This window comes from Caballeronia sp. LZ033 (assembly GCF_031451265.1).
Classification (GTDB): domain Bacteria; phylum Pseudomonadota; class Gammaproteobacteria; order Burkholderiales; family Burkholderiaceae; genus Caballeronia.
On record NZ_JARUXQ010000001.1, the window covers coordinates 3,330,799 to 3,340,753 of the forward strand.

The 9,955-nt window shown below is 57.1% G+C and carries 6 protein-coding genes and 1 tRNA gene; 2 read left to right on the top strand and 5 right to left on the bottom strand.

Annotated elements, in window-relative coordinates; translation table 11 throughout:
• Positions 1 to 15: 15 nt before the first annotated feature.
• The 5 genes from QCE62_RS15535 to QCE62_RS15555 all read right to left on the bottom strand — a co-directional run bounded on the left by QCE62_RS15535 (position 16) and on the right by QCE62_RS15555 (position 8,341).
• The gene (locus QCE62_RS15535; RefSeq protein WP_309919465.1) at positions 16 to 858 is read right to left on the bottom strand and encodes a phosphoadenosine phosphosulfate reductase family protein; all 843 of its coding nucleotides are present in this window, start codon (positions 856 to 858) and stop codon (positions 16 to 18) included.
• A complete protein-coding gene (locus QCE62_RS15540; RefSeq protein ID WP_309919468.1) occupies positions 851 to 4,186 on the bottom strand; it encodes an ATP-binding protein in 3,336 nt (1,111 codons plus the stop codon). Before QCE62_RS15540 ends, QCE62_RS15535 begins: the two co-directional genes overlap by 8 nt.
• Positions 4,179 to 5,096, bottom strand: a complete 918-nt coding sequence (locus QCE62_RS15545) for a DUF4007 family protein (RefSeq protein ID WP_309919470.1) — start codon at positions 5,094 to 5,096, stop codon at positions 4,179 to 4,181. The genes QCE62_RS15540 and QCE62_RS15545 overlap by 8 nt, the downstream gene beginning before the upstream one ends.
• 377 nt (positions 5,097 to 5,473) lie before the next feature.
• On the bottom strand, positions 5,474 to 6,898 hold the full coding sequence (locus QCE62_RS15550) for a phage integrase central domain-containing protein (RefSeq protein WP_309919472.1): 1,425 nt from the start codon (positions 6,896 to 6,898) through the stop codon (positions 5,474 to 5,476).
• A 78-nt stretch (positions 6,899 to 6,976) separates the two neighbouring features.
• On the bottom strand, positions 6,977 to 8,341 hold the full coding sequence (locus QCE62_RS15555; RefSeq protein ID WP_309919475.1) for an integrase family protein: 1,365 nt from the start codon (positions 8,339 to 8,341) through the stop codon (positions 6,977 to 6,979).
• A gap of 124 nt (positions 8,342 to 8,465) precedes the next feature.
• Between QCE62_RS15555 and QCE62_RS15560 the strand changes: the two genes are divergently transcribed.
• Positions 8,466 to 8,566, top strand: a tRNA-Ser gene (locus QCE62_RS15560).
• A gap of 847 nt (positions 8,567 to 9,413) precedes the next feature.
• A complete protein-coding gene (locus QCE62_RS15565) occupies positions 9,414 to 9,650 on the top strand; it encodes a DUF3072 domain-containing protein (protein ID WP_309919477.1) in 237 nt (78 codons plus the stop codon).
• The last annotated feature ends 305 nt before the right edge of the window (positions 9,651 to 9,955 follow it).

Below are 9,955 nucleotides of genomic sequence, written 5' to 3' on the forward strand. Positions count from 1 at the left end.
GGCGGCGATTTACTGTCATTTGTGGCAGACGTTGCAGGCACCGTTGCCCTCATCCTCCCCGTAGACATCGTCGATGTCCTCCGGCGAGGTTCTCACCGGCCGCAGGGGGTTAATGGGAATACTCTTGCGGGCACGGGCGCGGCGGATTTCATATTCCGCCGCGATCTCGGCGACGCGCTCCGGCTGCTCCATGTCCACTAGCGACTCTCCTTTCGACCAGGTGAAGGGCGCTCCGTGCTCCAAGGCGTCTTTCTCAAGCGCCTTCGCTGCCTCATAAGCGTCAGGATGCCTTTCTCTCAGGCGGACCCACTCGATCTTCTGCTGAAAAAAGCAGAACGTACAGCCGCTTCTAGAGCGCCACTCGTAGTACTTGGGGTACCCGACGCCGGAGTTTTCCAAAATGTCGATTACTTTCGCCTTGTCAATGCCGGCTTCGCGAAACGGCAGCTTCACAAACAGATTGTCGGCTTTAGCTGCGTATCCCTCGCGATAGTCTTCATCCGCGCGGATAGCCACGTATGAAGTGACCTCGTCGCCGGCTGCCAGCCAAGGCCTAACCCAGTCTTCAAATGGCGCAAGCTTTAACTTACGCGTACACCAACGGCTCTGTGGGTTGGGTAGGAAATGGTTGTACTGGCGCAACCAGAATCGGAAGTCTCGACCAGGGTTGAGTCGTGCGATGGGCTTTCCCAAGTACCCCTCGAGCTTGCCGAGAAATTCATGAACTTCGGGCAGTTCCTCGCCGGTATCGGTGAAGAAATAGTCAATATCGAGCTCGGGATGACGGTCGCGCATGTAGACCGCCAGTGCCGCACTATCCTTGCCACCGGAAATCCCCAGAACATGACGCTCAGCCATTGGCGGCCTCCTTATCGACAGACGCTAGCTTCATTCCAGCCTTGGCCAGAATTGCCAGCAATACATCGGTTCCTAAACCTTGGCGCTCAAGCATTGAGGCGACTTCGTCAGCCTTGGACTCCACGATCTGACGATGGCGGTCGGAGATCGCGAACGAGCGCGAAATTGTCTCAGTATTTGACCCTGCGCCGATGACGACAGCGATCGCTTCGCTGTGTGCCTCGCGACCTTGCACTGCCACGAAAGCCTCCGCTTCACGGAAACGTCTGGCGAACTTTGTCAGCTCCAAGATGGCCGCGTCGATGTGCCGATCCACCCAATCACGGGGGGGCTTCTCGGCAGCAAGGCTGAGGATACCCTCAAGCGAGGCTCTGCCTCCATCGAAGTTGGCTAGGCGCGTCGCAAACGCATCCAGCCTCAAGTCGCCAGAAATGCCAGAGACGGACCGAGCGCGTTGGCGCAACGCTTCGAGATCGCCCATCCGCGCGTCGAGTGCGTCGAGCATCTTGCCCTCGACTTCAGCGAGCATTTTTCCATAGGCGTTCGCTAGCTCTTGCAAAGGTGTGCGAAGAGCGTTTACATAGGACTTGCCGTCGACGGCGTTCAGCAACGACGCCAGATCGACAAACAGAACCTTGTGTGGGTCGCTGGCCTTCAAGAGCATGTCGCGCATGGCCTTAGCTGTTTCGCCCAAGCGTTGCGTCCGTCGAGCCCATTCTGGCAGGTTGAACACCATGGCTACCAAGCCGCGAGCGGCTTCGAGCGGATCGGCCGCCTCCGCATTCTCACCGATCTCTGCTAGTAGCTTCGCGATGCCATTGAGGATTCGATTCTTGTCCTCGTCGATTGCCACCCAACGCAACGAGAAGCGATCGGGGTCTTGCAAGCATTCGTCGATATCGAAATCTGTGAGTCGGGGCACAAACATCCCGTCCTTGTAGACGGCGATATTTGCCTTATGAGCAAGCATGAACGCTGTGAGGATCACCGGTTGGATGCCCTGCTTCATTCCGAAAGGGGGCGCATTCCAGAGTGCGTAGATCTCGTGGGCACCCACTCGAGTGTCGCCGTCCGAGAAGAGCGCACGGGCTTCCCACCAAAGGCGCTCGAAGCTGCTTCCCGATCCATCGCACGGAGCAATGAAACGCCACGCGCCGGAGGCATCTTGGCGATGCAACTCGGTGCTCTTAAGCAGTGTCTCGTAGAGGCCGCGTTCGGCAGCGAAGCCCTCGAAGCCGAGTGCCTCTCGGTCTTCGGAGTCGATCATCGCATGCAGCAGATCGCGGCGTGCTTTCACGCTGTTACTAGAAACGCTATCGCGGTTGATTAGCTCGCTCCATACCTGCGGCGATGCGCGGAAAAGCTCGTCGGCAAGCTCAGACGCCACAGGCGATAATTTCGACCCGGGTTCGACGATGCGGTCTGTGCCGTCGTGCCATTTCGCCAACGACACCGCGGCTTGGAGCTGGTCTTCCAGATTCGCACGAGTTGCGGCCAACCGCGCATAGACCTCGCGGCGAGCTACAGCGTCTCCGGACAGTTCATGGCGATCTTTCACCTGTTCTAATGCCACCAGTTCGGCAGAGAGCTCGCCGATACGGGCATGGTTGTCCGGAATACCGACCAGCACTGGCCAAGGGCGAAGCTTCGAGCACGCTTGCGCACGAAGGCGCGCGGCCCTCGGACTCATGCCCTTGTCGGGCAGAGCTAGGATAAAGGTTCCGAACTCGCCCTTGCGTGGGCGGAAGTCAGCGGAGATCTTTTCTGCCTGCTCGATACTGCACAAAGACAGCTCCATCCAACGCATGGAACCCGTCTCGTGGTAATGACGCTTGGCGACCACCGGATGTAATCCCATGAGCTGCGCGAGGCGCGCGTAGTCAACGCCAGGCGAGGCTGCGAGAGTTTGTGCGATGGCTAAGTCAATGTCGAAATCGCTGCCTTCGAACACCGACCAAGCGCCCGTGTAGCTCTTGTAAAGGGCGATTTTGAGAGCAGAAAGCTTTTGCAGCGCGGCGTCGAGTTCCTCTTGTGTCTTGTCGTAAAAGAGGACCTTGATGACGGCGGCGTCGGCCGCCAAGCCAGAACCGTTACGGAAGAGATCGATGATCGCGATGTTCTTGATCAGACACACTAGCAGTGGATCACCGGTCTTAGCCTCGGCTCGCTCGACCGCTTCGACTGCTTGCGACCAACGATGCCCGTCAGGGGAGGCGAGGATGGCTGGCTCAAGATTTGAGCGAAGGTAGTCCCAATAGTCGCTGGGGCGATACCAAGTTGCCTCACTGACGGCGGTCGAGTTCAGATAGGAGCGAAAGCCATTCGGCTCAACTGATGACAGGAAACCAAATGTACTGCGCTCGTTCTGCCCGAATTGACGTTTGGAGATTGGTCCAAGAAGTGCAGCCATGGCCGGATGGAGCGGCCAACAGCCGGCCAACGCGCTTGCGAGGCGCTGCCCTGCAGCGGGGCGGCGCGAGCGGATAGCGTCGGCGATCGCTTTTGACGCGTCGGGAATCCAGTCCGGCTGTCGATCAGTTTCGATCGCGCGGCCGATAAGTTCTACAATTTCGTCGCTGGCTGCCACGAAAGGTAAGTCGACATACCGGCCCTGTACCTTAACCCAATCTTCACGAGTGTCGATGCCAAGCCGAGCGGAATACTGCGCGAAGGATTGATGCAGTACGCCGACTACCACCAAGCGACCGTCTGAGCGTGCGGCGGCTTCGGCGAGTTCTTGGAAAAAATAGACATCATCCCCGGAACCTAGCGCTGAGGCTTCCAGGAACTTTCCCATCTCGTCGATGATGACCAGCACACCGTCATGTGGACGGGCCTGCGCTTCCTCGAGCAATTCCGCGATAACGGTTTGGCCGTTAGGCTTGCTGCGGCCGTCAACCGTCTTGCCCTGCGCTTGCCGAAGGGCTGCATTAAGCGCTGCGACGACGCTCCCGCGCCGTCCCACGGCCGGCACGATCAACCATCCTTTTCGGACCGGGAAGGCCTTGTCGAAGGCGGGCTTGGAATTCAAGTGCAAGGCTTCGCGCGCTTTCACCCGTAGGTTCTTGTCGGGATGTAGCGCACTCGCCAGCGCGACGGCCAGTGAGCTCTTGCCTCCGCCAAAGGGACCGGTCCAAGTAAAGCTGCGTTGGTTGGTCCCCGAGAGTTGCACGCACATGCTATCGACCACGGCGCCGGCAGTGGTGTGGCAGATGTAGCCGGAGAGGGCGTCTACGCGTCCAATATCGGCGTCGACGCGGATAGAGCGTTGATATTGGCGCGAAATTTGGACGATGTCCGACAGAGCCACTTGCTTGTTGTCAGTCATAGGCGCGTCTGATCATGTTTTTGTGGTCGTCCTTCGTCAGGTCCTTTCGGTGGACTTGTCGAAGGCCGGCAGAGTCGGTCCACTCGAGTTTGCGATCGGTGAAGTCCGAGAGCGCGATCAGCCGTTGGGCGATCGACTCCTCGTCAAGTTTGAAAACGCGACCGGGGGAGCCATCAGCGTAAGCAATGGTCTCAAAAGCTAGCGAACTTTGCCCACCCGCTTCGCGGTTCCAGAAATCGACTAAGGCGTAGGCAAAGATGCCGTCATGCAAAGAAGCTTTAGGGCCGCGTCGAAATGCATATTGGCCTTTGTGAACCTCTTGCAGCAGACCTAGCTCGCCTAGCAACGGTTCGGCGAAATCCTCGGGCGATCCCCCAGCCGCACGCGGCGCATAACTACGTAGACATGTCTCCAAGTCTCTAGAGAGCGTCGACGCGGAAAGACGATGTTTGGGATCGAGTTGACGCGCATAGCGCGCCAACGGCTCTTCAAGCTCCTGACGCGTAAACGACGGAGCCGTTACGTGATTGAACAACCAATACCAAGTCGTCGAGCGATAGCATCGACCAGCAAGTTGCCAATGTGCAAGCCATGCCGATGACGGGTTCTCGGCGTATGGATCAAGCCCACCGTCCTTAAGAATTTCGTAGGCAAGACTGCTCATTTTGAAATGATCGCCTGCTTCGGAAGTGACACCGCAAGCTAACGCCCAATGCCGAATCGAGGCCACCATGTTTTTGCCAACCCCAAAGGTCGCAATAGCGTCGACATCGGTGAAGACAGTTTTGCTAATTTGGCCGTTGACCGCTTCATGGCAAACCTTCTTGAGCCACATCTGACGCAAAGGAAACGTCTCGTGGCCGGAGAAGTGGGCGGGCGTGGTTTTGGGAGCGCTGTGGTCGGGCATCATGCTCGTCATTTTAGCCGAACTGGTGGAATCCACCAGTTCGGTAAGGTTGCAGAGGGGATAGGTCTTTTAAATTGTCGCTGAAATTCAGTAGTTAATCTCTTCGGGATACGCGTCGATTCGTTCAAACGGCAATGCTGACAAAAAAATTGGGGTGCGTGAAGTGCCGCAACTGGAGACTTTTGTCAGTTGTCAGGCGCTCCGTGCGCGCGTTCCGTGTTCCGCTGGCAGTGCTATGCGCAACTAACGGATGTGAGCGTGGCGCAGGTGAGATCGAGAGCGGGCGTCATGTAGTTCGGTTGCGGGCGCGAGCTGATGTAAAAAACGGCGAGGCGATCTCGTGGAAATCTTGGCGGTTTGCGTTCGGGCCACAGACTGCGTTAACGCGCCGTGGCTTTATGGTTGAGTCTATCGGCATAGTGCGCGATGGCAAATGCGTGCGCGAAATAGCGGAGAAGCTTCGCGACAGCCAAGTAGGAGAGTGGATGGGCGCTATTATCGGAACCATCGCTACCGAGATCAGCGCCGGATAGAAACGCCTTAAGCAAATTTGGGCTGTGGACACCTTCGGTTACATGGAGCGTCGGGGCCTCCATGTCTCCGACTTCCTCACTCTTCCTTTCATGTCCCGTTTTCAGTAGATCGAGATAGTTAGCCCAAGCCTGCATCATTTTGACTCGGTCATCAAGGAACCTCGTTCGGTTGTAAGCAGTGCCGAGAATACCCGGAACTCGATGCGCAAGTTGATGCTCTATGACTTCCGCCGGAAAGCGAAGTCGCTCGTGAAGAATCGTTCTCGCCATAGCGCGAAAGCCATGCCCAGTGATCTCGGTTTTTGTGTCAAATCCTAGTCGCTGCAATGCGGCGTTTCTTGCTGCTGCGCTCATTGGCTTCCTGCGATCTCGGCCAGGAAATACGAATCGCCCGTTTCCAGTGAGGCCATGCAGCTTTCTCAGGATGTCCACAGCCTGAGTCGCAAGTGGGACAAGATGTTCAGTTTTCGTTTTCGATACGATGTAGCGCCACTCGCGACGATCCAGATCAAACTGTGACCATTCCGCCTGACGCAGCTCCCCGGGGCGGACGAACAACAGAGGCGCTAGTCGCAATGCAGCGCCAACAACGAAGGTGCCGGCGAATCCGTCTAGCGCCCGTAACATTTCACCCACTTTGTTCGGGTCGGTAAGAGCCGCGAAGTGTGTGTGCTTATTGGGCCGCAAAGCGCCACGGAGATCAACGCTCACGTCGCGCATCGCCCGTCCAGTTGCAACCGCGTAACGGAAGATCTGCCCGCAAGTCTGGTGGAGCCGATGTGCGGTGTCGTTTGCGCCACGCAATTCGGCGCGGCGCAACACTTCGAGAACTTCAGGCGCAGTTATCTCTGCCATCGGGCGCGGCCCCAACAAGGGAAACGCATCCTTCATGAGGCGCCCCATAATTTTTTCCGAGTGGCTGTCGGTCCATCCTGGCGCCTGTCTCTCAAACCATTCCAGCGCAACGACCTTGAATGTATTTGCTGGGCCCAATTTGGCGAGACGCTTTTTTTCCTTCTTGGCTTGGCTTGGGTCGATTCCATCGGCCAGCATGGCCCGTGCTTCGTCCCGCTTCCTGCGTGCGTGAGCTAGCGTTACGTCAGGATAAACACCCAACGCAAGTCGCTTTTCGCGGCCATTAATTCGGTACTTTAGCCGCCAGTATTTTCCACCCGTGGCCGCAACTTCAAGATACAGACCGCGACCATCATAGATCCGGTATGTCCTTTCGCGTGGCGCTGCACGTCTAACTTCCAGATCGGTAAGAGGCATGATGGACCTCGATTTATGGCTGAGGCTGAACACCAACCCTTTGATTGGTGTTCAGTCGATGCACTCGTGCGTAGACCATCACTTTGACGGTCCGAACTCAATCTGTGCCTGCTCGAGCATCCAGGCTTCAATCTTGTCGTGCCATACACGTAGCAGGTCGAGAGGGCGGCGGCGATAGTGCTTCTCAGCAAGCGCGGACGGCTTATGCCCTTGGATTTGCGCGACGACGCCGACCGGAACCTCGACCCACTCTGAAAGCGTGCCAAAGGAGCGGCGGAGGCCATGGAGGGAAAGGTGAGGCAAACCCGTCGGAGTCAGCGCTCGATTGTGCGCATGACGCGGCTCGGCAATCCTCCCGTCCGCCGCCGTTTTACTGGCGAACACCCACTCGGAAGGCTCCCACCGTTCCCCCCTTTCTAAGAGACGAGCAGCTTGGCGTCTATTTGGGGGCATCTCGTTGAGACGCTGAAGGTAGCGCAGTAGGCTCGCTAAGTATGGGGTGAGCGGAATCGTCCGGCCGCCGGTACCCTCCACTTTGTCGTTCATCGTCAAGCTCCTCCATCGGAAGTCCACATCATTCCAGCGCAGGGCGGCTAGCTCCTCCCGGCGGGCTCCTGTGATCAGGAGGCCCTGCAGGTACGCACTGATGACAGGATTCGCGATGCCACGCACGGCATTAAACCAAACAGAAAGCTGCTCTCTCTGTAGACAGTCGTCCTTCGCTGAGCTGCGGGGGAGAATGCCCTTGACCTTCGGTGACGAATATGCGTCGTGGGGAATGATGCCCGCGTATGCCTCATCACTGTCACACCATCGAATGAACGCTTTGAACAGACCGAACGCGTGGCCGGCATTTGTCGGTCCTCGCGGTATCTCAGCCTCCAGCCACTCCGAAATGGACCTCGCCGTGATCGCCGTCAACCGGAGCGGCATGAGCGGGGCCAATGGCCCGCGCACCTTTTCTTTGCCGCCGCGCTTCGCAATACCGCCGCCGGGCGAGGAGAGGTTGATGTGATCGAGGATGTATCTCTCTGACCGCGGCTTTTTCGTTTTGGGGGAAATCTTCGTTCGCAGATGCTCCAAGTAATGCTGCCACGCTTCGCCAACAGTCACGTCCTGACGGTGCTTCGCTGCTTGGCGGGCTTCGTGTTCGGCCCTCTGCTCGGCCTCTCGCTCGCGCGGATCAACTCCGCCGTCGATAAGCGTCTGGAGAGCGCGAGCGCGCTCTTGAGCCTTGTCGATCGTCCAGCTCCTCGGATCTCCGATCGTCATCCGAACCGTCGAGCCATGGATCTTCCCTTGATAGATATAAGCCTTGGCGCCGCTAGGAGTTGCTCGCAAGCCGAGCCCGGGCGTCTTGCTGTCCCAAAGAAAAGACTGCGACTTACCCTCTTCGCAGCGATGCGCCTCTACACGAGCCGCAGTGAAGTTGACCTTCGCCACCGAACCCCCTTGCCCATAAGTCAGCGATTCCGTGTAACCGCCATGTAACCAGATTATGCGTTAGCGAGGGAATCTCGATCAACAGAAAAGAATGATGATTTCAGTAAAACCGTTTGAATTCATTGGAATATGTGGTTTGATAAGCGTGAATCCACTCCGATCAATTTGGACTTGTTCGCATTCGCAATGCGAAGGTCGGGAGTTCGATCCTCCTCCTCTCCACCAACCAACATTCCTAGTACGTCCGATGAAGTCCCGAAACCCCGCAGCCAGCAAGGCTCGCGGGGTTTTTTGTTTCCAGTGTCATCCGATTACATCGCGAGTCATCGGGGACCAATTTGGGACTTTTGCGGGGGTAGCTTGTATCCGTCGCTAATGCTTGCCGGTTCTGTAGATACGTCGAGCAAAGACCTAGTGCGTTTCCTTATGAATCCCGTAGCCACCGTGGGGCTGTCTTTCGCGTTGCTCTTTGGCGAAAGGAACCGCTCGCAGCTGCGAACCAAGGTATCGCAAGCGCGATTAAAGGGTGCTGCGCTTGAGTTTCGGAGGGCAATGAATGCTGCGCCTGGGCAGGTTGCGAACAGATGAACGGACAGCGCCCAACTTGAATGTGAGAATGTTCAGTACAGCGCCAGAAGCGAACGTCTGGCGAAGCGGCGCGCTTGGCCGATGTGCGTTTCAGCGTGGAAGAAACGGCAGTGATGCCTTGCCAGAAAGCCGGCGGTCTCTGCGAGATGCGCAGGAAACGCTTGCGCTGAATCACTTACTTTGCATCAGGAACCCCGCAGCGCTCTCGATGGCGATCGGAGGTGGCGATGACAATCGGCTCTGATGGCGCCAAAGATATCGGAGAGGGAGCAGTTAGACGCATGATGGGTCGCTTGGGTAAATGATGAGCGCTGAGAGCCTGAACGGCACGCTTCAACAACCCGCGTCGCGGTCATCTGCGCTGCAGTAGATGAGGGAACTGCAAAGCATAGCGGGAAATTGCAGTGTGTCCTTTGGGCGAGCGTCTCGATATTTGTCCCCGGCACGGTCATTGCGCCAGAACCCAGGCTTAAGGAGATTCCTCATGACACAAAGTGCTAACGACTCGCAAGAAAACCCCAAATCGCATCCGACCTCAAACGCGGAAAAGGACCCGGGAGACTGGACAACGGGCAACGAGCCTATGACCGGTGCTCAGGCGTCGTATCTGAAAACGCTTTGTGAAGAAGCAAAGGAACAGTTCGACGACACATTGAACAAAGCCGACGCCTCGCGGCGTATTGATGAACTTCAAAAGATAACCGGACGAGGCAGCCAGTAGTTCGAACCGACGCAGGATTCTTCAGCCGCTTAACCCGCCGCCGATGGCAGAGGGAGGAGTTGTTGCTGGAAAAAAGCTTGAGCCATCGTGCGAACTTCTGCACAACGCCATGGTGGCTCTCTTTTTTCCCACCAAATTGGCCTCGTTACCGGGCGATACCGATCGAACTCGGGTTCAGCTCTTTTCAGTGAAGTGACGAGAGCAATGTAAGCGGCTCGTCTCGACCGTTGTAGGGGGTGACCTCAGTACGCAGCACAATGATGTCCATCACTTTCGATTGATGGACACCACTTTGTCAGAGTTCT